Below are 26,537 nucleotides of genomic sequence, written 5' to 3'. Positions count from 1 at the left end.
AGCCAGATGGCATCAAAAGGATTAAAAATTAGGCTCTGTGTCCAGCTTTATCGACGGTATATACCCTAAAATGACCAGATTCATTAGTCTCAAAAACAAAAGGTTTCGACTTTAGTACTTGAGGCTTATGGTCTACTTTACCAATAAGTTTATCGTCTAACATAATTTCGTAATGCGAAATAGGATTTGCAGCGGCATAAGCTGTTTGCCATGTTATTTTAGTTGATCCGTTTGCCATGTCTTTCTTTACATCTCTAGGCGCCGTCATATCTATTTTATCAAGCTGAAAGAAATTTGTGCGTTCTCCAGCTGCTTTTGCCGTTTTGGCTTCAATACTACGTCGTTTTTCTTGAGACATAGAATCTGGTTTTACTTGGGCACCGTAATAATTTTGTGTTAATTGACATTTTAACGGATCTTCATCTACTTGACCAATTCCTATAATAAGGGTGTCTACACCAGGAGTGGTTAATACATACTCAATAAGTTCATTACTTGGTAAAGCTGTTGAACCGACTTTACGGTAAATTTGATCTGGTCTTCTAGAAAAACCTGGGACTTCTTTATACATGGTTCCTGCGCCAAAAACTTTCATACCAACAACACCCATGCCTTTAGCTTTAGCAAGCGGAATAACGTTATGTTGCATATTGAAATATAAATGATCGTTAGAGTTTATGGATACTAATAAAGCATCAAGTAAATCATACTCATCACGTTGCATAAAATCAATCATGGCTTCAGGATTTTTATGACCTGAAAAACCAATATGTTTTAATAATTTTTCATTTTTAGGATTAGTTCCTGTAAAATTAGTACCATCTCTAAAATCTTTTAAAACAATTAAAGCTCCAAAGTTTTCATCTGGTTTAATTGGTGTTTCAATACCTTTATATAATATATCGTTTTCTTCAATAGATTCTAACGCATGAATTAGAACAATATCTACGTATGAACCTTCTGGATAGTTCCCTTTGCCGTCACCAAAAAGTTGAGTCATGGTTCTTCTTATATCATCTGCAGCGGTTTGCACATCTTCACCATTAGATTTGTTTCTTACATTTTCAACTTCTTCCCATCCTGGTTTTCCCCATCGCATTAGTGTTTTACTTGTAATGGTAATAGATTCTCTCAGTTCTTTATCGTAATTCGGTTTCCCTGGAATTAAGTTCATTTTTTCAAACGCCGAGTGATAATGTAATTGACTTAAATCATATACATTAGACGTGTCGAAATAATTTATACCTAGATCAAAAGCTTTTGTGATAATTGAAACTGGATCTACATCATCTGGCGTCCATTGAATGGATGCTTGTCCGCCAAGTCCTAATGTTGTCACTTTATTTTTCATGCGCCCGAAAGGTCTTAACATTGGAGCAGGAGCTTTGTCAGAAAAACTCATTCCTAAAGGTAGAATTACGGCTCCGGCTGCCGCTGTAGTCGTTAACCGCAAAAAATCTCGTCTTGTTACTGGATATTTACTTTTCATAGCTTGTGGTTTTTTTGTTGAAGTTAAAAAATCTATCATTTAAGACTCTGTCTTTTAACAGAAAACCGAAATTTTTAACACGAATTTAAGGATTGAAAACCTTGTAATTCTTTTCTCACACTGTTTGTAAGAAAAGCAAATAATTAGTGTGTTTTTTTGAAATATTTTTTAACTCAAATGAATCACTATAAAAGACAAATATAATATCCTATGTGTGTTTATTAAATATTGAAATATGTATAGGTTTTAATAGCGGACCATCTGCAAAAGGTTTACCAAAAAGCTGAGGAACATATTTATTTAAAAGCGTAATACCAGGGTAACAGATTAAAATAGAAAAAACAGAAACAATTATGCATTGCAATGTTATAAATAAGAATGAATCATGACTAGGTATAAATGCGGCTAGTTTTGCATTAATAAAATGATAAAACACACCATTTAATCCTAATAGAATTAAAGTGTTAGCACCAATAAATTTAAAAACTCTGTTTGGAGGAATAATATGGCCTAAACTGATCATAAATACGATACCTAAGAAGGCATTGAGTAAAAATGGTATGATTTGTCCATGATCTGAAGTAGCCATTACCACCTTATTGGTATGATCTATATAGGTAAAAGAAAGTATTAATAGTGCTAATGCTAGAGGTGTAGAGATATAGAACACCCAATGTTTTATTTTTTTTATGCTGTAGAATATCCAATTTCCAATAAGGTAAAATCCTAAAGCAATTATACTTTCTTGAATATACCAAAAGTTTAAATGTAAACCAGGGAAGACTGTAAATCCATCGGTGTATTGAATACTATAATATCCGAAAATTATAAAAAACACTCCAGACAACAAGTTTACCCATTTTTTTTCAGACACGAGGTTTAAAAATGCTGCAATAAGTTCTGTAGTAAATAAACAGATAAGAAACCATGTAATAAAATCTAATTGCGGATTACCAACGGCATACATTGCTGCTTTTTCTAAAATATTAGCCCATAATACTTGTCCTGTATCTAAGGCATTATAGACCATCCATAATGGAAAGAATAGAATAGCAAACGAAAAAACGGGTACGATACGTTGTAAAAATAACTTTTTAGTATACGCTTTCTTGTCTGTCACTTTTTTAGCAAAAAAGCCAGATAATGCAAAAAACATGGGCATGTGAAAAGCGTAAATAAAGTTAAATTGTAATTGAGCTATATCTTGACTGTAATCTAGTTCGATTAAATCTTCAATATAATGACCATAAAAAACTAAGAACATACCAATAGCTTTGGTTGTATCTATCCATTCAATCCTTTTCATTGACTATAATTTTAAATTAAAATTTAATTGTCAGAAATAGAGTTAAATAACATAAGAAACCACTAAAACTTCAACGTTTAAAAAATATTAAAAACCTTAAATTTAGTAATAATATATAGTGTGTGCCATTAATTTGGTTAAGATTTGAATAGAGACCTTTAAAAACGATAGCATTTTTAGTGTTAAATTGAATGATAAAGCTAATTTGCTTACACCTAGAATCTAAGGTCTTTTCTGTGTTTACAGGGCTAAAACTTATTGTTGATTGTGTCTGTTTTCACTATATTAGTTCTAAACAACTAACTCTTTACCATTGAAACTAATTAAATTTATAGTTTTCTTCATTTTCTTTAGTGTAGTTACTAACTATTATGCTCAGGAATATCCTCCTATTCAAAAGTATTTTCCATCAGATTATGGTGCCGATAATCAGAACTGGGATATTTCTCAGGATAAAAATAAATACATTTATATAGCCAATAACAAAGGACTTTTGGAATTTAACGGCGCAAAATGGGAGCTGTATTTATCTCCAAACCAAACCATAATTAGGTCTGTTACGGTAGAAGATAATCGTATATATACGGGGAGTTATAAAGAGTTTGGATATTGGGAACGTAATACTTTAGGGCGATTGGATTATGTGTCTTTATCAACCAAGTTAGATGTTTCTTTTTTAGAAGATGAAGACATTTGGAATATTATAACCATAGATGATTGGGTATTGTTTCAATCGTTAAACCGCATATATATTTACAATAAAACAAAAGCTTCTGTATCCATTATAAATTCGGACACAACCATTTATAAAATGGTAAAAGTAAATGCGAGTGTTTACTTTCAGAAAGTGAATGATGGCGTTTATGAAATTGTAAATGGCACATCCAAATTAATCTCTAACGATCCTATCCTAAAAAATAATTTATTAGTTAACATTTATAATCAGAATGGACTTATTTTATTTCATACTGAAGATCATGGATTTTATCGTTTCGAGGATAATGCCTTAAAAAAATGGAATATCTCTTCAGATAGCATTTTATCTCAAAGTAGGATTTACAGAAGTCTTCAACTTAAAGATGATAGCTATATTTTAGGAAGTATCTCTAATGGAATTTTTCATATTGATGGAAGAGGGGAATTAATTAAGCATTTAAATCAAAAAAATGGATTAAGTAATAATACCATTCTTTCTGTATTTGAAGATACAGAACGTAATATTTGGTTAGGTTTAGAAAACGGAATTAATTGTGTAAATATAGATTCGCCATTTACAGTGTATAATGATGTTGCAGGCATGTTGGGTTCTGTAAATTCTTCTATCTTATATAATGGCTATTTGTATTTAGGAACAAATCAGGGTTTATTTTATAAAGCATTTGGTACAGATGAAGGGTTTCGTTTTATAGAAGGTACACATGGTGCTGTTTGGTCTTTAACTAAGATTAACGATACTTTGTTTTGTGGTCATAATTCAGGGACATTTATTATTACAAAAAATAAAGCAAATCTTATTGTAGATGTGTTAGGAACGTGGGATATAAAACCTGTGCATGAAAACCTTATGCTTCAAGGAAATTATTCAGGATTGTATGTGCTTGAAAAACGTGAAGGTACATGGCAATTGAGAAATAAAATTGAAGGATTTAATGTGTCTAGCCGCTCTTTTGAATTTTTAAACAGCAATGAGGTTTTAGTCAATCACGAATATAAAGGTGTCTTTAAGCTTACTCTAGATAAAAATTTAACCAAGGCCATTAAAGTTGCAGAAGTCCCAGGAATGGAAAAAGGTTTAAATTCTAGCCTCAGTAAATATCAACATAAAATTTTTTACGCGAATAAATCTGGAGTTTCTGTTTATAAAACCAAAACACAGGAGTTTGTTAAAGATTCTTTGTTTAGCGAATTGTATAATGAAAACGAATATTCTTCTGGAAAATTAATACACGATAAGCATAATAATCGTTTATGGTCGTTTTCTAAATCAGGTATCGCTTATTTAGCACCAGGGAAGTTAAGCAATACGCCTTTAATTCATCAAATTCCGCTTCCTAGTTTTGTGAGGAGTTATATTCCAGGTTACGAAAATATAACCTATTTGTTTAACAATAAATACCTCTACGGTACCTCTAACGGTTATATTATATTAGATTTAGATAAACTAGAAAATAAAGCTTTCAAAATTAATTTAAATGCCATTTCTAGTACGGCTTCTAAAAATAACGATACCATTAAGTTGCATGACAAACATAGTTTTGCAACCTTCAAAAATCGAGAAAATAATGTAGAGTTTAATTATAACATACCCGAGTATAAAAAATACTTGGTGCCCGAGTTTCAATATAAATTGGATGGTATGTATAATGAATGGAGTCCGTGGTTAAAAAAATCGTCTGTACTCTTCGAAAACTTATCTTATGGCACATATACCTTTCATGTAAAAGCACGCATAGGAAATACTTTATCAGACAATATAGAAACTTATAGTTTTCAAATTGAAAGACCTTGGTATTTTTCAAATGGCATGATAGTGGTATATGTTTTATTACTATTGCTTTTTTCTTTTATTATGCACAATACTTATAAACGTCACTATAAAAAACAGCGAGAAAAACTGTTGGTGGATAATCATCGTGAACTGGTTTTAAAAGAACTAGAAAATAAACAGCAACTCATGCGATTTAATAACGATAAATTACGTCAGGATATTGAGAGTAAAAACAGAGAATTGGGCATGTCTACCATGACGCTTATTAAAAAGAATGAATTGTTAAACAGTCTTAAAAAAGAGTTACTAAAAGTAAAAGATGTTAAAAATATTAAGTCGGTTATACATATTATAGACACTAATATAAACAATACAGACGATTGGCAGGTGTTTGAAGAAGCTTTTAATAATGCCGATAAAGACTTCCTTAAGAAAATAAAATCGGTTCATCCGGAGCTTACATCAAACGATTTGAGATTGTGTGCTTATTTACGATTAAATCTAAGTTCTAAAGAAATCGCACCACTCTTAAATATCTCACCACGAAGCGTAGAGGTGAAACGATATCGTTTACGTAAAAAAATGAATCTCCCTCACGAAGCAAACCTAACAGACTATATTTTAGAATTGTAATACCACTACAACTAAAAAAAACACCTATACAACACCACAACATAGGGTAAAAGTTAAGGTTATTTAAGATTTAAGTTAAATAAAAGTTAAGGCGTAACACCTTGTTATTATTGAGGTTTTCGTAATATTTATGCTTTTTAATTATCATGTATGTTTTTTGTAGCGGTGTGATTTATTAATTTATTAATCTTAAGTGTTAGTTTTACTTTAAACAAAAACTAATATTTATGAGACACACGCTATTCAAAATTTTAACCCTATTCTTTATAACGTTTGCTAGTGCACAAAATATAGATGTTACTGGTAATGTTCAAGATGAAACTGGTTTCTCTATTCCTGGAGCAAACGTCATTATTAAGAATACATCTACTGGTACTACCACAGATTTTGATGGTAATTTTACCTTAACTGGGGTTGAAATGGGTTCGACAATTTCAATTAGTTATATAGGATATGTAACTAAAGAAGTAGTGATTTCTGGTGATAACGAACTAACCATTCAATTACAAGAAGATCTAGCAGAATTAGATGAGGTAATCGTAGTAGGATACGGTACTCAGAAAAAGAATGATGTAACTGGTGCTGTTGCTGTAGTCAGTTCTGAAACTATTGAAGCATTAAAACCAATTGATGCTACTCAAGCCTTACAAGGAACTACAGCCGGAGTTTCTGTTACTGCACCTTCAGGTTCGCCAGGAGGAGGGTATAATATTTTAATTCGTGGTGTAAGCTCAAATGGTGATAACGGTCCTTTAGTTATTATAGATGGATATAAAGGAGACTTAAATACCATTAACCCAAGCGATATCGAAACGTTTTCTATACTTAAAGATGCACAAGCTGCAATTTATGGTATAGAAGGTGCAAACGGTGTAGTCTTAGTAACAACCAAATCAGGGAAAAACAATACTAAAGTAAAAATTAGTTACGATGGATATACTGGTTTTCAAGAAACAACTCGTAAACTCCCATATTTAAACGCAACAGAATACGCTTTACTTTTAAACGAAAGTTATGCTGCTAACGGGGAAGATTTACCATTTCCAAATGTTAGTGGTTTAGGTACAGGTGTAGATTGGCAAGAAGAGCTTTTTAATACAGCTCCAATAACCAACCACAACATTTCTGCTTCAGGTGGGGGAGAAACGAACACTTACTATTTTGGAGCTTCTATTTTGGAGCAAGATGGTATTGTAGCTAGCGATAAATCTAATTACCAAAGAGCAAACGCTAAAATAAAATTAACCTTCGATATTTTCGATAAATTAAAGTTTACAACCTCTGCAAACTATTTCAACAATAACAGAAAAAGTATTGGAGAGAATGCGTTAGGAACACCTTTATTTAATGCCTTAAACTACGCACCTACATATAGTTTAGATCAAGAAGATACTTCTGGATTTTTAGGAAATGAAGTGGTAAATCCGATTTCGCAAATAAATAATACCTACAATAAATATTCAGGGAACTCTATAGAAGGTACATTTCAATTAGAATATAAGCCTATAGATGGTTTAACAATTACATCTCGTATAGGTGTGAAATCGTATTCAGATAATGGAAAAACATTTTCTCCTATAGTAGATTACGGTTCTGGTAAAGTGTTTAATACAGATAGAAGTAGTGTCACTCAAACTAAAAACACCAACAACTCATACACATGGGATACTTTTGCAACCTATAGCAAAGTATTTGCAGAAGACCATAACACTTCATTTACATTGGGAACAAGTGCACAACGTGCTTGGGGAGACAATTTAAGTGCAACTGGTTACGATGTTCCTAACAATTCTTGGGAATTTGCAGACATTTCTTTAGCCAACGGAATTTCTGAAGCTAAATCTACGAGTTCTTATATTTACGATTCTAGATTAACATCTTTCTTTGGTCGTGTGCAATACGATTATAAAAGCAAGTATTTAATTTCAGGGATGATTCGTCGTGATGGGTCTTCAGATTTCGCATCAGATAATAGATTCGATTACTTCTCTTCGGCAACGGCAGGTTGGAAAATTTCAGACGAAGACTTCTTAAAAGACTCTAGTATTATCGACTTATTAAAACTTAGAGCCAGTTATGGTATTCTTGGAAATAATGTTGGAGACGATTTATATAGATCTGAATTAAGCGGGGAAGCAACTTATGTGTTAGACGATGCATTAGTAACTGGTGTTGCAAATGGAAGAATTCCTAATCCAGATGCGACATGGGAAACTGCAGAAAAATTAGATATTGGTTTAGATGTTAATTTATTCAATAATAAATTAGAAGTAGTAGCCGATTATTTTATTGAAGACAGAAATGATTTATTAATAGAAGACTTCCCAGTATCTGGTATTTTAGGTGCAGGTGCTCCTGGTGCAGGTTTACCAACTGTAAATGCTGGTACAACACGTAATAAAGGGATTGAACTGTTCTTAAATTATAAGCAATTGGTATCAGACAATTTTTCTTTTGGTGTTAGTTATAATGTAACTAATATTAGTAGTGAAGTTATTGCGGTTAGTAGTGGAGCAGTTTCAGAAGGTGGTTCGTTTAGTGTGGGGCAACCAGCCATTGCAAGAATGGAAGTTGGACAACCAATAGGATATTTCTACGGACTTAAAACAGATGGATTGTTTCAAAATCAAGCAGAAGTAGATGCGCATCCATCACAATCAGATTTAGGAGCAACAGCTCAGCCTGGAGATATCAGATTTGTAGATGTTAATGGCGATGGCGAAATTACTTTAGATGATAGAACGTATTTAGGTAAACCTCAAGCGGACTATATTATGGGATTAAATTTAAGTTTCGATTATAAAAACTTCGATTTCAGTACCTATATGTATGCAGAATTAGGAAAAGAAACCGTGCGTAACTACGAGCGTGATCAAAATAATGTAAACCGTTTAAGTCTGTATTTAGACAGATGGACAGGAGAAGGGACTAGCAATAGTGTGCCTAGAACAACTACAGGTGGAACTTCAAATAAATTATTCTCAGACTTTTATGTTGAAGACTCTTCATTTTTAAGAATCCAAAATATACAATTAGGATACTCTTTATCAGATGAAGTAATTCAGAAATTAGGAATCAGCAGATTCCGTTTATATGTGTCTGTAAATAATGCATTCACATTTACTGAATATAATGGTTACGATCCATCTGCTACAAGTGGAGATGCTATCGGAGGTGGAATTGACTATGGTTTTTACCCAATTTCAAGACAATTTATTTTAGGATTAAACCTATCTATTTAAAAACTAGCAATATGAAAAAATATATAAACAAAATAACAATAAGTGCTTTTGCATGTCTATTTCTATTTGCCATTCATTCGTGTAGCGATGAGTATTTAGAAGAAGTAGATAGATACAGCATAGATTCAGAAAGTTACTTTAACTCAGAAGACGATTATTATAATGCCTTAGTTGGTGCTTACGATTTATTACAATCAACTTACTTAAATGTCATATTAGGCGAAATCGCTTCAGATAATACCTTGGCAGGAGGAGAGAGTGCTACAGATGTAACGTCTTGGCAACAAATTGATGAGATGATTCATACGCCCGTAAATAGTGAATTAAAAAACTTATGGGATTGGATGTATGCAGGTGTAAACAGAGCTAATTTTATTTTAGAATTTCAAGATAAAACAGATTTCGACGGAAAAGAAGTTATCCTTGGTGAAACACACTTTTTAAGAGCATATTACTATTTCGAATTGGTAAAATGGTTTGGACCTATTCCGTTAAAAGAAACACGATTTGAATTAGGAGACGAAACCGTAATTCCACGTTCTCCAGTTACAGATGTGTATGCTTTAATTGAAGCAGATTTAACTTATGCTATCGAAAACTTAAGTTATACAGCGCCACAAACTGGTAGAGCGACTAAAGGGTCTGCACAAGCGCTTTTAGGAAAAGCATATTTATATCAAGAAAAATTTACAGAAGCGGCAGAAGTGTTTGACGATTTAATCGCTAACGGACCTTACCAATTGGTAGAAGATTACGATGCCATTTTTGAAAATGATACTGAAAACAATATAGAATCTGTATTCGAAGTACAATATTCAGATGCAGAAGGTGCAGGATTCGAATGTTTAGAATGTAGTGAAGGTAATGTAGCTGTAGGATTTAACGGAATTAGAAATTATTCTGGTCCAGTTTTCGAATCAGGATTTAGTTTTAACGTACCAACTCAAGAGGTTGTAGATGAGTTTGAAGATGGCGATTTACGTAAAGATGTGGCTATATTAGATATTGTGGCTTGGGCTGCAACTTATGATGCAACTTATACAGAAGGGTATAATCATACAGGATATTATAACAGAAAATATTTACCAAGAGAAGGCGATTTAAACACAGGAGATCAAAACCTTACAAACCCTAACAACTACAGAGCCATTCGTTTTGCAGATGTATTACTTATGGCTGCAGAAGCTTATAACCGAGGCGGAATTAGCGATAGCCAAGCACAAGTATATTTAAACCGTGTACGTGAAAGAGCCTTTGGCGAAGCTAACGATGTAACATCTACAGGGACTACACTTACAGCTGCTATTGCGCATGAAAGACGTGTAGAATTAGTTGGAGAAGGACACCGCTTCTTTGATTTAGTAAGAACAGGAAGAGGTGCAGAAATAGACGGATTTACCGCTGGTAAAAACGAGGTATTCCCAATTCCAATTGAAGAAATTCAATTTTCTAATGGAAACTGGGAGCAAAATGCAAACTATTAAAACTAAGAAACTATGATGAAATTTATAAAATACGCATTCAGTTTAGGTCTTGTTGTGCTTATCGCAATAAGTTGTGCTGAAGACGATAATACAGATTATGTAAACGACATAACTGCACCAGAAAATGTGTCTGCATCAGTGAGTGTGACTCAAGATAATACAGGTTTAGTTACCATTACACCTCTAGCAGATGGCGCAGTAAGTTACGATGTGAGTTTTGGAGATGGATCAGATCCAGAATTAAGCATTACACCTGGTGATGGCGCAACACATACATACGAAGAAGGAACTTATACCGCTACAATTACAGCAGTGTCTTTAAACGGTTTAACAACTTCAGCAGATCAGAGTGTGATTGTATCGTTTAAACAACCAGAAAACTTGGTTGTAACTATAGAAAATGATGCAGCCATTTCTAAACAAGTTAATGTATCGGCTACAGCAGATTATGCAATTGGTTTTGAAGTATATTTTGGAGAAGATGATGACGCAGAGCCAATGCCACTTAATGTAGAAGAGACTATTTCTTATCAATATCAAGAAGCAGGAACATATACCATTAAAGTGGTTGCTATGAGTGCTGCAATTGCAACTACAGAATATTCAGAAGATTTTGAAGTTACTGCAATTCTTCAGCCTTTAGAAGCGGCACCAGTGCCAATTAGAGATCAGGCAGATGTTATTTCTATCTATAGCGATACGTATACAAACCCTGAAGGGATAGATTATAATCCAAACTGGGGACAAACAACTACCTATACGCAAATAAATGTTAATGGAAATAACATGATACAATATGGAGACATTACATATCAAGGAATTGATTTTAGCGGAACAAGTGTAGATGCGTCTGCAATGGAATTTATTCACGTAGATGTGTGGACAGCAAATGCCGATTTTAATGCGAAAATGTCACCAATTAGTGCAGGACCTAACGAAACTGCAGTCGAGTTAGAATTAACTCAAGATGAGTGGACATCGTTCGATATTCCTGTATCTATGTTTATAGAACAAAATGGAGCTTTAGATTTCTCAAATATGATTCAATTTAAGTTTGAAGGTGTAGAATCTGGAGCAGGTACCATATTTATAGATAACCTATTCTTTTACAAAGTGCCTTCAGGAGTTGAAACAGGAATTGTTGGGACTTGGAAATTAGCTTCAGTAGCAGGTGCATTAGGTGTGGGGCCAGCTGTAGGCGATGTGTCTTGGTGGAATTGCGACGATGCTTGTGTTACAGAACGTGCTTGTTTCTATGACGATACGTATGTGTTTAATGAAGATGGAACGTTTCAAAATGAATTTGGAGGAGAAACATGGGTAGAAGAATGGCAAGGCGGATCTAACGGTTGTGGTACTCCAGTTGCCCCACACGATGGTTCTAACGCAGCAACATATGTATATGATGACGATACCAATACCATTACACTTAATGGGCAAGGGGCTTTTATCGGACTATCCAAAGGGACAAATACAGGAGAGTTAACAAATCCTGCAGATGCACCAGATTCAATTATTTATTCTGCAACATTCTCAGATCCAAACACTTTAGCGGTGGTTATTGAAACGGGAACAGGTTCTGGAACATTCTGGCAATTTACTTTAGTCAGAGAAGGTGTTGTAAGTTCTCCATTAACGGGGACTTGGCAAATGTCTCAAGAGGCAGGAGCTTTAGGAGTAGGCCCTAGTATAGGCGATATCTCTTGGTGGAATTGCGACGATGCTTGTGTTACAGAACGCGCATGTTATTACGACGATGCCTATGTATTTAGTGCAGATGGAACATTTAAAAATGAATTCGGAGGATCAACTTGGTTAGAAGAATGGCAAAGCGGATTTAATGGTTGTGGAACACCAGTAGCACCATTCGACGGATCTAATGCTGCAACATATACTTACAGTGATGGGGTATTAACCTTAAATGGTCAAGGTGCATTTATCGGACTAGCTAAAGCAACCAATGCTGCAGAGATTTCAGATGCAGCAGATGCAGCAGACTCTGTGAGCTATATCTTATCTTTTATAGATAATAACACCATTAGCGTGTCTATTGAAACCGGAACAGGTTCAGGAACATTCTGGCAATTTAAACTGGAAAGAATCTAAAAAAACTAAAACATGATGAATAACATAAAATATTATATAGGACTTGTTCTTGCAGTTGCAGTATTGTTTACTAGCTGTCAAGAAGACGACACAAGTATTGGAGATATAGTAACACCTACAAACGTGACTATATCAGCCGAAATTGTGGGTGTAGATGCCGATAATCCTTACGGTGATGGAAGTGGAGTAGTAAATTTCACATCTACTGCCGATAATGAAATCACCTACCAATTCAATTTTGGTGATGGTAAAACAGATGTTGCTCCATCTGGAGAAATAGAACACAGATTTACAACTACAGGTATTAATACCTATACCGTAGTGGTTAATGCTGTAGGTACAGGAGGTGTAAAATCTAGCACAGCAATGGAAGTTGAAGTGTATAGTTCTTTTTCTGATGTAGAAGCAGAAGATTTTCTGTCTGGAGAATTAGTAGGAGATTCTAAAACATGGTATTGGGCAGCAGATATTCCTTTACATGTAGGATTAGGTCCTATTGAAGATGATTACGGAAATGGAGAATTTGCATATGAAGCTTGGTGGGGTTCTATTTTAGCTTGGGATGAAGAAAAGTATTGTATGTACAGCGATGAGTTTGTATTTACACGTACCGAAGAAGGATTAACATTCGAGCAAACTGCAGGTCTTGCTTTTATTCCTGGAGCTTACGGAGATGAAATTGGAGTGACAGGAGATACCTGTTACGATGAAACCGTAGCAACAACAATGTATGGTGTTAAAACCGTATCCTTTTTACCATCTACATCTAAAGCAGCTTTAGAAGGTTCATATAATGATGAAGCGTATAGAGGTACAGCTTTTGAAATTTCTGATGGCGGATTTATGGGATGGTATGTTGGCGCAAGTTCTTACGATATTATTTCGGTTACAGAAAATACGTTACGAGTAAGAATCATTCAACCTGGATTTGGGGCTTGGTACCAAGTATTTACATCAAGTAAACCAGTTGAAGGTGAAGTAGATTTTGAGTCAGAATTTAACGACTTAGTATGGTCAGACGAATTTGATACAGATGGCGCACCAGATGCTACAAACTGGACCTACGATACAGGTGCAGGTGGATGGGGAAACCAAGAGTTACAAACCTATACAGACGATGCTAGCAATGTAATTGTAGAAGATGGTGTACTAAAAATTACAGCAATTAAAGATGGTGATACCTATACGTCTACAAGATTAAAGTCTCAAGGCTTACAATCTTTTAAATACGGACGCGTAGAAGCGTATGCAAAATTACCAGCGTCTCAAGGGACATGGCCAGCAATTTGGATGTTAGGTTCTAACTTCGATACGGTAGGATGGCCGTCTTGTGGAGAAATAGATATTATGGAGCAAACTGGAGCAGATAAAGAAACTTCTCTTGGTACATTTCATTGGCTAGATGTGAGTTCAAGTACAAATGCGAGTTATGGAGAAACTTTAGCAGTAAGCGACATGACTTCAGAATTTCATTTATATACTCTAGAATGGTCTGAAGAACATTTAATCATTCTTGTAGATAATGTAGAAGTAGTAACGTTAACTAATAGTGACGATTTACCATTCTATGATAAAAACTTTTTTATGATACTAAACGTAGCCATGGGTGGTAGTTTAGGAGGCGATGTAGATCCCGACTTTACGCAAGACTCTATGGAAATTGATTACGTAAGAGTTTACCAATAATATTGTTTGTAGTTTTTTAATTAGGGGCAGTGTTTTGCACAGAGCCTGCCCCTTTAAAAACTAAAACTTAACCCCAAAACATTCACGAAAGACATGATAATATGTGATTATAAATAAGTCACATCATCATCAATATACAATTTTGAATATTTCTAAGTAGCACCTATAAATAAAAAGAGTAATGAAAAATACAATGCATAAAGAATCTAAAACAAACAATAGTTCTAACACTACTAATTCCGACACAAAATTAGTAACTCTTAATGGCGAAACATTTTATAAAATTTCGAACAGCGATAATATGCGTCCATTTTTTATGAGTATTGTAAGCGATTCCAACCATTGGATGTTTATTTCAAGTAATGGCGGATTGACAGCAGGACGTAAAAATGCAGAATCATCATTGTTTCCGTATTATACAGATGATAAAATTACAGAACTTGCAGACATTACAGGAAGCAAAACTATTTTTCAAATCCATATTAAAGGACAATCTATTATTTGGGAACCGTTCTCTGAAAGACAAAGCGGATTATACAAAACCACTAGAAATGTTTATAAAAACAGCTACGGAAATAAAGTCGTGTTTGAAGAAATTAATCACGATTTAAAATTAACATTTAAGTACGAGTGGAATTCTAGTCATGTGTACGGATTTGTAAAAAAATCGACACTAGAAAATCATTCAAAAAATAAAATTAAAGTCACCGTTTTAGATGGACTTCAAAACCTATTGCCATCGGGAGTGACTTCAGCATTACAAAACAGTAGTAGTAACTTAGTTGATGCCTACAAGAAAAGCGAATTGCAAACCGAAGTAGGTTTAGGAATTTTCGCCTTAAGCGCAGTCATTGTAGATAAAGCAGAACCAAGTGAAGCTTTAAAAGCGAATATTGTATGGTCTTCAGGGATTAGCAATGCAACGCACTTGTTGTCTTCAAGGCAATTAAATGCCTTTAGAACACACCAACCTATTACAGAAGAAATAGATGTAAAAGCCGAAAAAGGCGCATACTTCATTTCATCTGATTTAGTTTTAGAATCCAATACAACAGAAAACTGGATGTTTGTAGCCAATGTAAATCAAACCATCTCAGATGTTGTTAAAGTTTCTGAACTTTTAAAACATGAACCAAACATTGCAAGTATTATTCAAGAGGATATCGATGCGGGAACGCAACGTTTAATTGCATTGTCTGGAGCCGCAGACGGACTTCAAGTCACTGCGGATCCGCTTATTAATATGAGACATTTTTCTAACACGCTTTTTAATATTATGCGTGGTGGAATTTTCGATGATAATTACCAGATAGAGAAAGCAGATTTTATTACCTATCTATCTAAAGCAAATAAAAATGTTTTCATACAAAACGAAAGCATTATCAAAGATTTACCAGAAGTATTTCTTCTGGACGACATAAAACATATAGCAGAATCTAGTACTGATTACGATTTTAAACGCCTGTGCTTAGAATATTTACCACTTAAATTTAGTCGAAGACATGGAGATCCAAGCAGACCTTGGAATAAATTTTCAATTAACACACAAAGTGAAGTAGACGGCTCTAAAATATTAGATTACGAAGGAAACTGGCGAGACATCTTCCAGAATTGGGAAGCCTTAGCGCATGCGTACCCAGAGTTTATTGAAGGCATGATTCATAAATTCTTAAATGCCACAACTTTCGAAGGGTATAATCCGTATCGAGTGACTAAAGGTGGTTTTGATTGGGAAGTGATTGAAGAAGACGATCCATGGTCTTACATCGGATATTGGGGAGATCACCAAATTATTTACTTGCTAAAATTCTTAGAATTTATTGAAGATTATTACCCAGGAACTTTAGCAAAACGCTTCAATCAAGATGTGTTTGTGTATGCTAACGTGCCTTATAAAATCAAGTCGTATTCAGATATTTTAGAGAACCCGAAAGACACCATAGATTTCGATTATAAATTAAATGCAACTATAGATGAAAAACGTGCCGAATTAGGTGCAGATGGCGCTTTATTAACAGACCAGAACGCGAATATTTATCGAGTGAATTTAATAGAAAAATTACTCGCTACCGTACTAGCAAAAGTCTCTAACTTTATTCCAGAAGGAGGAATTTGGTTAAATACACAACGTCCAGAATGGAACGATGCCAATAATGCTTTAGTTGGAAACGGTGTATCTATGGTTACGTTATATTACTTGAGACGTTTCTTAGGATTTTTTAAAGACTTAGTAGAACAATCTGACGTAGAACAGACTCAAATTTCTGAAGAATTAGTAGCGTGCTTTAAAGCTGTAGTATCCACTTTAGAGGCAAACAAAAATATGCTTACCGATGGTGTAACAGATAAAAAAAGAAAAACAGTTTTAGACGGTTTAGGTAAAGCAGGAAGTACGTATAGAGAAACCATTTATAACGCTAGTTTTTCAAGTCAGAAAGCATCAGTATCTAAATCGGAATTATTAGACTTTATTACCATTACAACCACATATTTAGAGCATAGTATCGATGCGAATAAACGCGAAGATAATATGTATCATGCTTACAATTTAATGACCATTAAAAACGACGATGAGGTCTCTATTTCTTACCTGTCGGAAATGTTAGAAGGTCAAGTTGCCGTGTTAAGTTCTAAGTATCTTTCGGCTACGCAAGCCTTAAGCTTACTTGATGGCTTAAAGCATAGTGCATTGTTTAGAGAAGATCAATACAGTTACATTTTATATCCGAATAAAGAGTTACCAAGATTCGATCAAAAAAACAATATTCCTTCAGATCAGGTAGAACAATCTAACTTATTAAAAACCTTAGTTAAAGACGGTAACAGACATGTTGTTGAACAAGATTTCTTAGGAAATTATCATTTTAACGGCAGTTTTAATAATGCCAATAGTTTAAAAGTAGCATTAGCAAACTTAGACGATAAATATAACGAGTTGGTTGAAGCCGATCAGGCGGAAGTATTGCAACTATTTGAATCAATTTTCGATCATAAATCTTTTACAGGACGCTCTGGAACTTTCTTTGGTTACGAAGGTTTAGGGTCTATTTACTGGCATATGGTATCTAAATTATTATTAGCGGTTCAGGAGAATTGCTTATTGGCCATTAAACACCAAGAGTCGGATGAAGTTATCGGTCGTCTTTTAGAGCATTATTATGAAATCAATGCGGGAATTGGGGTACATAAATCACCAGAGTTATATGGTGCATTTCCAACAGATCCATATTCGCATACACCAGCAACCAAAGGGGCTCAACAACCAGGAATGACTGGACAAGTTAAGGAAGATGTATTAAGTAGAGCTGGAGAATTAGGGGTGTCTGTAGAATCAGGTAAAATTGTATTTAACCCGCGATTATTACAAACCACAGAGTTTTTAAACGCACCAGCAGTGTTCACTATAAATAATATCCAGAAAGAAACTCAAACCCTTGCTCTTGAAGCCGGTGAACTAGGATTTACGTATTGTCAAGTTCCTGTGATTTATAAACGTGCTTCAGTAGCTCAAATAGAGGTTGAATTTAACGATAATACAAAGCTTGTATTTGAAGGTTATACTTTAGATGAAGCCGTTTCAAAATCTATTTTTGAACGTCAAGGACATGTCAATACCTTAATAGTTTCTGTAAATAAATAGGACTTAAATTATGAGTCATTTAAAAATCTATATAACACTTTTTATCGCATTCATGATGTTAGGATGTAACGACAAACCTCAGGCTGTACAAGAAAAATCGGCAGCAGATATTTTAGGAAATCCAAAGTATTTAGCGATTTCTTATGGTGGCTATCGTGAAAACACGAGAGATGTACAACCTACTATTCTTGAATTAAAGGAAGATATGAAAATACTTTCTGCAATGGGGATAAAAATACTAAGAACGTATAATGTGCATTTAGCTCAAGCTTCTAATCTTTTAAAAGCGATTAGAGAATTAAAAACTGAAGATGAAAGTTTTGAAATGTACGTAATGCTGGGTGCATGGATAGATTGTAAAGATGCATTCGATTTTAATAAACAACCTGATCATAATGCAGAAAGCGAACGCAATGCTGTAGAGATTGAAACGGCTATCCGTTTAACACAAACATATCCCGACATCGTAAAAATTATAGCGGTGGGAAATGAAGCTATGGTAAAATGGGCAACGAGTTATTATGTACAACCTGCTGTGATTTTAAAATGGGTAAATCATTTACAAGACTTAAAACAGTCTGGAGACTTGCCCCCAGATTTATGGATCACAAGCTCAGATAATTTTGCGTCTTGGGGTGGAGGTGAAGCAGAATATCATACAGAAGATTTAAATGAATTAATAAAAGCTGTCGACTATATTTCTATGCATACCTACCCGATGCACGATACCCATTACCATCCTGTATTTTGGGGTGTTGAGGGCGAAGAAGCAGCGTTGTCGGATATCGAAAAAATTGATGCGGCTATGGCTCGTGCTAAATCCTATGCAATTTCGCAATACGATAGTGTATATAATTACATGACGAGTTTAGGTGTGAAAAAACCAATTCATATTGGAGAAACAGGTTGGGCGAGCATGTCTAATGCATTATATGGCACATCAGGTTCTAAGGCAACAGACGAGTATAAAGAAGCCTTGTATTATAAAAATATGCGGGAGTGGACGAATAAAGCAGGCATGTCGTGTTTTTATTTTGAAGCATTCGACGAGCAATGGAAAGACGCCGATAATCCTTTAGGTTCTGAAAATTATTTTGGACTAATAAACTTAAAAGGTGAAGCAAAATATGCCTTGTGGAATTTAGTAGATCAAGGTGTGTTCGACGGTTTAACCCGAAATGGTAAACCCATTACAAAAACATTTGGAGGCGATAAGGAGGCTTTAATGCAAACCGTTCCAGTACCACCAATTAAAGACTAAAGCTTATGAAACATATATGTATTTTACTCTTCATTTTAAGCACGTTTAGTTCGTGTAAACAGCAAACAGAAACTACAAATGTTTCTGTATCTAGCCGACATGTATTGGTGAATGATGAGGCGTATTTTATAAAAGGCATTTGCTATCATCCTGTACCAGAAGGGGCGGAACATAGAGATTTTAAAACCTTAAGTCAAGATTTGGCTTTAATGCAAGAGGCGGGGATAAATACCATTAGAACTTATGCGCCAATAGATGATAAAGCGGTTTTAGATGAAATCGCTGAAGCAGGTATTAAAGTCATTATCGGGTTTGGTTACGATCAAAAAGGGTTTTTCGATGTGTATTCAGGAAGCTTTATAGACTATGTAAATACTTATAAAAATCATCCAGCTATTCTCATGTGGGAATTGGGTAACGAGTACAACTATCATCCAGAATGGTTTGATGGCGATGTGAATAATTGGTATAAAGACATGAATGCGGCTGCGGCTTTAATTCATGACAACGATACCAATCATCCGGTGTCAACTGCACATGGAGAATTACCAGATGATGTAGCACTTTCTCTATCTCCGAATATAGATGTTTGGGGAATGAATGTTTACCGTTGGGATAACCCAGAAGAGATTTTTCAACAATGGGCGGCGAAAAGTGATAAACCCATGTATATCTCTGAAGCTGGAGGCGACAGTTATATGACTATTGAAAGTGACGGCTTTAAACAAGGTGAAAATCAGGATGCACAAGCCCAAGCCAATGCTCGAATTTTAGATAAAATAATCGAAAATCAAGAGTTATGTGCAGGTGTGACCATGTTTTCATTTACCGATGGTTGGTGGAAAGCAGGTAACCCAGGACAACAAGATATTGGAGGCTGGGCACCAAAAAGCAGCGGTGTGCCTTACGATGGATCTCCGAATGAAGAATATTGGGGCATAGTAGATATCAATAGAAACAAGAAAGAAACATTCGCGGTTATTAAAGCCAAATACAATCAGATAAAATAATTAAGATATGAACAAACTAAATGTAGTAACCATCTGTTTAATGATGATTGCATTATCCAGTTGTAAAACCGAACAGAAAGAACAAACAGTCAAAAACGACATGACATTTGAAGTTTATGAAACCTCTGCCAAAGGCAATAGTCTGACTAAATTAGAGGACTTTAAGTCGAATAAAGATACGGTTCGTATTAAACTATCACCAGACGAAAAATTCCAAACCATAACAGGATTTGGAGGAGCTTTTACTGAGTCTTCGGCCTATTTATTAAACAAATTAAGTCCGGCCAATCGCGATACCATTTTACAAGCTTATTTCGCTAAAGACGGTGCAAATTATTCATTAACGCGAACACATATGAATTCGTGCGATTTTTCACTGACTAACTACTCTTATTCTCCAGTAGAAGGGGATACAAACTTAGAGCATTTCACCATTGAAGAAGATATGGATGATTTAATTCCGATGATAAAAGATGCGATAGAGGTGTCTGAAGATGGGTTTAAAATATTCGCTTCGCCTTGGACAGCCGCACCGTGGATGAAAGATAATAAGAAATGGGTGGGTGGTAAATTACTGCCAGAATATTATGATACCTGGTCTTTATTCTTTTCAAAATACTTAGATGCTTATAAAGCAGAAGGGATTGATATTTGGGGATTCACAGTAGAAAACGAACCTCATGGAAATGGTAACAACTGGGAAAGTATGCATTATTCTCCTAAAGAAATGACCGATTTTGTAGAATTTCACTTAGGTCCGAAATTAGAGAAAGACGGTTATGGCGATAAAATTATTTTAGGTTACGACCAGAATAGAGCAGGTTTAGATGAATGGGTAGACGAAATGTATAGAAGCGAATCATCGTCTAAATACTTTGATGGGACAGCAATTCATTGGTACGAAAGTACGTATGATTTTTTCCCAGAAGCGTTACAATATGCACATAATAAAGCACCAAATAAACTTTTAATTGAAACAGAAGGATGTATCGATTCTCAAGTTCCTGTATGGCAAGACGATGCTTGGTATTGGAAAAAAGAAGCTACAGATTGGGGTTATGATTGGGCACCACCAGAAGATAAACATTTACACCCAAAATATGCACCTGTAAATAGATATGCTAGAGATATAATTGGTTGCCTAAACAATTGGGTAGACGGTTGGGTAGATTGGAATATGGTATTAGACCGCCAAGGTGGACCAAACTGGTTCGAAAACTGGTGTGTGGCTCCGGTAATTGTAGATCCCGATGCAGATGAGGTTTACTTTACACCACTTTATTATACCATGGCACATTTTAGTAAATATATGCGTCCAGGAGCAGAGGTGATTGGAGTAGATAATTCTGATGAATCACTTATGGTGTCATCCGTTAAAAATCCTGATGGATCTATAGCTGTAGTGCTGTTTAATGAAACTGAAACACCAAAAAGTATCAGCATAACATTACACGAAAAGACCGTAACATTTTCAATAGACGCACAAGCCATTCAAACCGTAATGATTACAGAATAAACCATTTACAGTTCTGTATTTTTTAAAATTAACTAAAAACAAACTTCTACGATGTCAAATCTAACAAAAGTCCCTTTTGCTCAAAAAGTAGCATTCGGAATTGGAATGCTTGCAAATCAAATGTTTCCAGCCGCAATGGGTATTTTCATGGTGGTCTTAGTACAAGATTTGGGTTTCCCCGGTTGGATGTGGGGTGTTATCTTTTTTCTTCCTCGAATTTTTGATTCTATTACAGATCCTATTATGGGATTCATTTCCGATAATACAAAATCTAAATGGGGAAGACGGAGACAGTATGTTTTTATTGGAGCGATAATAATGGGGATTTCATTCTCCGTTCTATGGCAATTACATCGAGAAGATGGTATTGATTATAACTTTATCTATTTTATGATTTGGTCTTTTATTTTTTATTTAGGCTTAACCATATTTAGCGTGCCTTATGTAGCTATGGGCTATGAAATGAGCGACGATTTTCATGAACGTACCAATATTATGGCTGTAGCACAATGGATCGGACAATGGGCATGGGTTATTGCACCATGGTTTTGGGTCATTATGTACGATCAAGGTTGGTTTGAATCTGCCGATGTTGCGACCAGAACCATTGCAGTCTGGGTAGGCGTAATTTGTATGATTTTTGCTATGGTTCCAGCCATTTTTATTAAAAGTAAATCGACACTTAATGAAAATTATGCGCCCTTAAATATGAAAAATATAGGGAATAGTTTTAATGGTATTATCGATGGATTTAAAGAGGCCTTTAAAAGTAAACCATTCAGAAAATTATGTATAGCGACGTTTTTAGTATTTAATGCTTTTAATACCGTAGCGGCCTTTACGTTTTTTATTGTGGTGTATTATTTATTTAACGGAGATGCTGGTGCAGCAGGAATATGGCCTACGCTTTTTGGGAGTTTAGGAGCGGTGGCAACCACCTTTTTGGTAATTCCTATTGTCGCTAAATTATCTAAAGTATTGGGTAAGAAAAATGCGTTTTTAGCATCTCAGAGTATTTCAATCTTAGGATACATCTTATTATGGTTTCTTTTTATACCAGGAAAACCGTATATGTTTATTATTGCCTTGCCATTCTTTTCTTTTGGAATAGGGAGTTTATTTACACTTATGATGTCTATGACTGCAGATGTTATTGATTTAGATGAATTAAACACAGGACTACGAAGAGAAGGTGTGTTTGGTGCCATTTATTGGTGGATGGTAAAATTCGGATTTGCTATTGCGGGATTATTAAGCGGACTCATACTATCCATGATTGGGTTTGATGCAGATGCGGCAACACAAACAGATGGTGCAATTTTTGGTTTGCGTTTATTCTTTTCGGGCTTACCTATTTTAGGAACATTTATAGCCATATTGGTAATGAGAAGCTACGATCTTACAGAAGAAAAAGCGAATGAAATCCGAGCTAAATTAGAACAACGTAATTCAAATACTAATATTAAAAGTTAATTGTTATGTCTTTTAGAAAGGAAAATATTTTATCGCTAACTGGCGGAATTCAAGAGGACAAAACCATATTAGGACTAGAAAATACGTTTCGTCGGGTTTTAAAAAGTGGTATACATGGTATTTGTTTTAGTGCTTATGAAGAGGGACAAAAAGCAGGGGATAAACTTAGTGCTGCACAAATAAGAAGACGGTTAAAAATTTTAAAACCTTATACAAAATGGGTGCGTACATTTTCTTGCACAGATGGTAATGAATTAATTCCTGAAATGGCTAAAGAACTAGGTATGAAAACACTTGTAGGAGCATGGCTAGGTGAAGATCGCTCTATAAATGAAAAAGAAATTGAAGGACTTGTTAGACTTGCCGAAAAAGGATGCGTAGATATTGCTGCCGTAGGAAATGAAGTGATGTATCGCGGAGATTTATCTGAAACAGCATTAATCACATATATTAAAAGCGTGAAACGATTAATTCCTGAAATACCAGTAGGTTATGTTGATGCATATTATGAATTTACCGATCGTCCGAAAATCACAGAAGTTTGCGATATCATTTTAGCCAATTGTTATCCGTATTGGGAAGGTTGCTCTCAAGAATATGCTTTAATTTATATGAAAGACATGTATAATCGTGCACTTAAAGCTGCTAACGGCAAGAAAGTGGTGATTACAGAAACGGGTTGGCCAAGTGAAGGCTTAGGATTACATGGTGCAAAACCGTCTCGAGAACATGCGATTAAATACTTTATTAATGCCCAAGAGTGGTCAAAATCAGACAATATAGATTTGTTTTACTTTTCCTCGTTTGATGAATCTTGGAAAGTAGGTACAGAAGGCGATGTTGGTGCTTATTGGGGAATTTGGGATAAAAACGAAAAACCTAAATATTATAGTAAATTGCCATTCTTAAAACTTAAAAAATAGTTGTTAAGCGCCTCATTAACACATAAAATCAGGTTTTTAATTTTAGTTTTGAATTAAACTTTCATGCATAAAACCTTCTAGAGAATCGTTTACACGAATATGATACCAGCGTTGTGATTTTCCTAAAAGTTCAACAGGAGTTTTTATGTTTAAATCAGTTATTTTTTCAGCCTTGACATTCGGACTAATTCTAAGTTCATTTTTTTGTAAACGTGTTTCTGCTTCATTAAATTCTGAAAAGTCAGTTTCCGTATATTCAACATCTTCAGTTAATTTAACAAAGGGTAATGGATTTATAGCACCGTTACTCGTGTATATTCCGAAGTGTAAATGTGGACTTGTGGTCTTAGCATTACCTGTATTACCAACAAACCCTAAAGTATCTCCAACGTGTACTTTGTGTCCTCTAGATACAGCAATACTGTCTAAGTGGGCATAATATAATGATGCGCCAAATATTCCATCTCGTAACCAAACCTGTTTACCTCCTAAACCACGATTTCCTGTATTTGTTATATAACCCGCTGTAGCAACAATAACGGGAGTCCCACGTTTAGCAAAAATATCTATACCTTCATGCGAACGTTTTCCACCACTGCGTGTTGCGCCCCAAAAGCTTTGAATGGCTGTATTGTCTTTACCACTTACAGGAAACGCTAACGTAGGTGCTGTATTCAGTGTTATACTAAAATTGCTACTACGTGCAGCGTAGGGTAAAATCACGATTTTGTATAACCCATTTGTTGGTACATTATACTCAAGAGTGTTAGATGCAATTACATTGGAGGCTTCCGGTTTAGTAGATATTAAAGAGTCGCTTTTATAAGCATACACATCCATAACTAATTGTAAACTATCTGTATGGATATCGGATGTTATTTTTAAACGTTCACCTTGTTCTAAATTTACTGTATAGGCTAGTATATTTAATTTCGAAACATTTGTTTTAGAATGTATTAAAGAAGGGGTTTCTATGTATAGTTTATTATGTTTGGCTTCTATATATTGTTGTTCATAAAGCTGAAACAAACTATCGTTTTCAAAAGTGCGTTCAAAAACAGTTTTAGCCGTGGGAGTAGCAATTGCATCTGCAATTTGCTGTGTTTGTTTACAAGATGTTATAGCTAAAAGTGTAAAAAGAATGATTGTAATGTGCTTCATGTGATCTATTTAAACATAAATCATACCATAATTTAATATGAAACAATACATCGCGAGTTTATTCGTCTTTATCTCTAAAAAGCCATTTTCGGAATATTAAAATTCCATTAGTTATGTTTTTCTTTTTTGAAAAAACGACAGGAATGGCCATCGTAGCTAAAATGGCTATAAAAGCTGAAGTTCCTAACGCACCTCCATAACCTCTAAAAAAAGTGCTTTTATTAAGGTAAATAACACTAAATATTATACCTGCAATAATTAGCCACCTGTAATGATGAATAGCTTTAGAGGATACCATGCCAACAAATGAAGCTCCTATAAATGCGGCCGGAATATTTTGAGTTAAATATGGATCTAAAACGTCCGGAAAACAATAAAAAGCCAAACTGACTATTAATGATAATACTGCAGATGCGCGAACTGCACCTTGTTTTAAGTGTTCATTGACGTAGTAAGTAGAAGTTGCGCCTAATATTCCTGTTATGATTATAATTATTGTATTCATAACCCTAACCAGACATAACACCAATACACAAAAGAGACCATAAGCACACCTCCAAAGGCTACCATTCCAAGCTTTCCGCCAACTCCTAAAAAGATGCTTTTAGACATGAGTAAAAAGAGTCCAGCTAAAATTCCAGCAATGATAACAAAATTTATAGAAGGCGCAATTTCTATACTAGACATGCCAATAAAAGAACCGCAATAAATAGCCGGTGGTAATTTTTTTAGATATTCAGATTTTTTATTTAAAACGGGTAGGAAGGAAGCTATAGTTCCTGTGATCGCAGTTGATAATACACCGCCTAATCCACCATAGATATTTAACATATAGCACAAGATGGCACCTATAGGCACCCAAACAACCACAAGAAATTCTTCGTAAGTATAATGGTCAAGGTGAACGTCCAGATATTTATAACCTAACCACATAATAATAGTTATTATAAATATAATGACTCCAGATTCAAGCGCATGTGTTTCAAATTTTTCTAAAACAATCATGATTGAAAAAATAGTCAATACGCACATGATTGCAAATTTGGAGAATACTTGGAGCGCTTTGTGTGTTTTCTTTGTAGTTTTTAATCGTGTTGATGGTTTGATCATCTTATGCTT

At 34.7% G+C, this 26,537-nt stretch carries 16 protein-coding genes; 11 read left to right on the top strand and 5 right to left on the bottom strand.

The genetic code is table 11. From position 1 onward, the window contains the following. Positions 1-28: 28 nt before the first annotated feature. Together AST99_RS02585 and AST99_RS02580 are read right to left on the bottom strand one after the other, a co-directional pair. Positions 29-1,489 carry an aldo/keto reductase gene (locus AST99_RS02585; RefSeq protein WP_198151376.1) on the bottom strand — a complete coding sequence of 487 codons (1,461 nt, stop codon included), beginning with the start codon at positions 1,487-1,489 and terminating at the stop codon, positions 29-31. Between the two features lie 208 nt (positions 1,490-1,697). Then, positions 1,698-2,795 carry an acyltransferase family protein gene (locus tag AST99_RS02580; protein ID WP_057778814.1) on the bottom strand — a complete coding sequence of 366 codons (1,098 nt, stop codon included), beginning with the start codon at positions 2,793-2,795 and terminating at the stop codon, positions 1,698-1,700. Between the two features lie 313 nt (positions 2,796-3,108). On the opposite strand from AST99_RS02580, the gene AST99_RS02575 reads away from it, so the two are divergent. From AST99_RS02575 to AST99_RS02525, 11 genes are all read left to right on the top strand, one after another. Further along, complete coding sequence (locus tag AST99_RS02575; RefSeq protein WP_057778811.1) at positions 3,109-5,916, top strand: helix-turn-helix and ligand-binding sensor domain-containing protein; 2,808 nt, start codon at positions 3,109-3,111, stop codon at positions 5,914-5,916. A 227-nt stretch (positions 5,917-6,143) separates the two neighbouring features. After that, entirely contained in the window at positions 6,144-9,158 is a 3,015-nt protein-coding gene (locus AST99_RS02570) for a SusC/RagA family TonB-linked outer membrane protein (RefSeq protein WP_057778809.1), read from the top strand. Between the two features lie 11 nt (positions 9,159-9,169). Then, positions 9,170-10,642, top strand: coding sequence for a RagB/SusD family nutrient uptake outer membrane protein (locus AST99_RS02565; RefSeq protein WP_057778807.1), 1,473 nt, complete (start codon positions 9,170-9,172; stop codon positions 10,640-10,642). A 12-nt stretch (positions 10,643-10,654) separates the two neighbouring features. Continuing rightward, positions 10,655-12,748, top strand: a complete 2,094-nt coding sequence (locus AST99_RS02560; protein ID WP_157486282.1) for a PKD domain-containing protein — start codon at positions 10,655-10,657, stop codon at positions 12,746-12,748. Between the two features lie 12 nt (positions 12,749-12,760). Beyond that, positions 12,761-14,434, top strand: coding sequence for a glycoside hydrolase family 16 protein (locus AST99_RS02555; protein ID WP_370875282.1), 1,674 nt, complete (start codon positions 12,761-12,763; stop codon positions 14,432-14,434). 193 nt (positions 14,435-14,627) lie between these two features. After that, the gene (locus tag AST99_RS02550; RefSeq protein WP_057778920.1) at positions 14,628-18,074 is read left to right on the top strand and encodes a hypothetical protein; all 3,447 of its coding nucleotides are present in this window, start codon (positions 14,628-14,630) and stop codon (positions 18,072-18,074) included. 52 nt (positions 18,075-18,126) lie between these two features. Next, positions 18,127-19,335 (top strand): glycoside hydrolase family 17 protein, encoded by a 1,209-nt coding sequence (locus tag AST99_RS02545; protein WP_157486285.1) that lies wholly within the window; start codon positions 18,127-18,129, stop codon positions 19,333-19,335. A gap of 5 nt (positions 19,336-19,340) precedes the next feature. After that, positions 19,341-20,345: a glycoside hydrolase family 2 TIM barrel-domain containing protein gene (locus AST99_RS02540; RefSeq protein ID WP_057778797.1), complete on the top strand. Its 1,005-nt coding sequence runs from the start codon at positions 19,341-19,343 to the stop codon at positions 20,343-20,345. Between the two features lie 7 nt (positions 20,346-20,352). After that, a complete protein-coding gene (locus AST99_RS02535; RefSeq protein ID WP_057778795.1) occupies positions 20,353-21,861 on the top strand; it encodes a glycoside hydrolase family 30 protein in 1,509 nt (502 codons plus the stop codon). A gap of 51 nt (positions 21,862-21,912) precedes the next feature. Beyond that, the gene (locus tag AST99_RS02530; protein WP_057778793.1) at positions 21,913-23,334 is read left to right on the top strand and encodes an MFS transporter; all 1,422 of its coding nucleotides are present in this window, start codon (positions 21,913-21,915) and stop codon (positions 23,332-23,334) included. Between the two features lie 5 nt (positions 23,335-23,339). Further along, positions 23,340-24,257 carry a glycoside hydrolase family 17 protein gene (locus AST99_RS02525; protein WP_057778791.1) on the top strand — a complete coding sequence of 306 codons (918 nt, stop codon included), beginning with the start codon at positions 23,340-23,342 and terminating at the stop codon, positions 24,255-24,257. A 42-nt stretch (positions 24,258-24,299) separates the two neighbouring features. Here the strand turns inward: AST99_RS02525 and AST99_RS02520 are convergent, their stop codons facing one another. The 3 genes from AST99_RS02520 to AST99_RS02510 are packed head-to-tail and all read right to left on the bottom strand — an operon-like array spanning position 24,300 to position 26,528. Continuing rightward, positions 24,300-25,418, bottom strand: coding sequence for a peptidoglycan DD-metalloendopeptidase family protein (locus AST99_RS02520; protein WP_057778789.1), 1,119 nt, complete (start codon positions 25,416-25,418; stop codon positions 24,300-24,302). Positions 25,419-25,476: 58 nt separating this feature from the next. Next, positions 25,477-25,923 carry a hypothetical protein gene (locus tag AST99_RS02515; RefSeq protein WP_057778787.1) on the bottom strand — a complete coding sequence of 149 codons (447 nt, stop codon included), beginning with the start codon at positions 25,921-25,923 and terminating at the stop codon, positions 25,477-25,479. After that, positions 25,920-26,528: a hypothetical protein gene (locus AST99_RS02510; protein ID WP_069727785.1), complete on the bottom strand. Its 609-nt coding sequence runs from the start codon at positions 26,526-26,528 to the stop codon at positions 25,920-25,922. The genes AST99_RS02515 and AST99_RS02510 overlap by 4 nt, the downstream gene beginning before the upstream one ends. Positions 26,529-26,537: the final 9 nt, after the last annotated feature.

The sequence above is a fragment of the Formosa algae genome (assembly GCF_001439665.1).
GTDB lineage: Bacteria > Bacteroidota > Bacteroidia > Flavobacteriales > Flavobacteriaceae > Formosa > Formosa algae.
This window is presented reverse-complemented; position numbering and strand designations above follow the sequence as displayed.

Coding starts and splice junctions, on each gene's coding strand:
- AST99_RS02565 (WP_057778807.1), top strand. CDS start 9,170: ATGAAAAAATATATAAACAAAATAACAATAAGTGCTTTTGCATGTCTA.
- AST99_RS02525 (WP_057778791.1), top strand. CDS start 23,340: ATGTCTTTTAGAAAGGAAAATATTTTATCGCTAACTGGCGGAATTCAA.
- AST99_RS02530 (WP_057778793.1), top strand. CDS start 21,913: ATGTCAAATCTAACAAAAGTCCCTTTTGCTCAAAAAGTAGCATTCGGA.
- AST99_RS02520 (WP_057778789.1), bottom strand. CDS start 25,418: ATGAAGCACATTACAATCATTCTTTTTACACTTTTAGCTATAACATCT.
- AST99_RS02570 (WP_057778809.1), top strand. CDS start 6,144: ATGAGACACACGCTATTCAAAATTTTAACCCTATTCTTTATAACGTTT.
- AST99_RS02510 (WP_069727785.1), bottom strand. CDS start 26,528: ATGATCAAACCATCAACACGATTAAAAACTACAAAGAAAACACACAAA.
- AST99_RS02555 (WP_370875282.1), top strand. CDS start 12,761: ATGATGAATAACATAAAATATTATATAGGACTTGTTCTTGCAGTTGCA.
- AST99_RS02580 (WP_057778814.1), bottom strand. CDS start 2,795: ATGAAAAGGATTGAATGGATAGATACAACCAAAGCTATTGGTATGTTC.
- AST99_RS02550 (WP_057778920.1), top strand. CDS start 14,628: ATGCATAAAGAATCTAAAACAAACAATAGTTCTAACACTACTAATTCC.
- AST99_RS02585 (WP_198151376.1), bottom strand. CDS start 1,489: ATGAAAAGTAAATATCCAGTAACAAGACGAGATTTTTTGCGGTTAACG.
- AST99_RS02515 (WP_057778787.1), bottom strand. CDS start 25,923: ATGAATACAATAATTATAATCATAACAGGAATATTAGGCGCAACTTCT.
- AST99_RS02535 (WP_057778795.1), top strand. CDS start 20,353: ATGAACAAACTAAATGTAGTAACCATCTGTTTAATGATGATTGCATTA.
- AST99_RS02545 (WP_157486285.1), top strand. CDS start 18,127: ATGATGTTAGGATGTAACGACAAACCTCAGGCTGTACAAGAAAAATCG.
- AST99_RS02560 (WP_157486282.1), top strand. CDS start 10,655: ATGATGAAATTTATAAAATACGCATTCAGTTTAGGTCTTGTTGTGCTT.
- AST99_RS02540 (WP_057778797.1), top strand. CDS start 19,341: ATGAAACATATATGTATTTTACTCTTCATTTTAAGCACGTTTAGTTCG.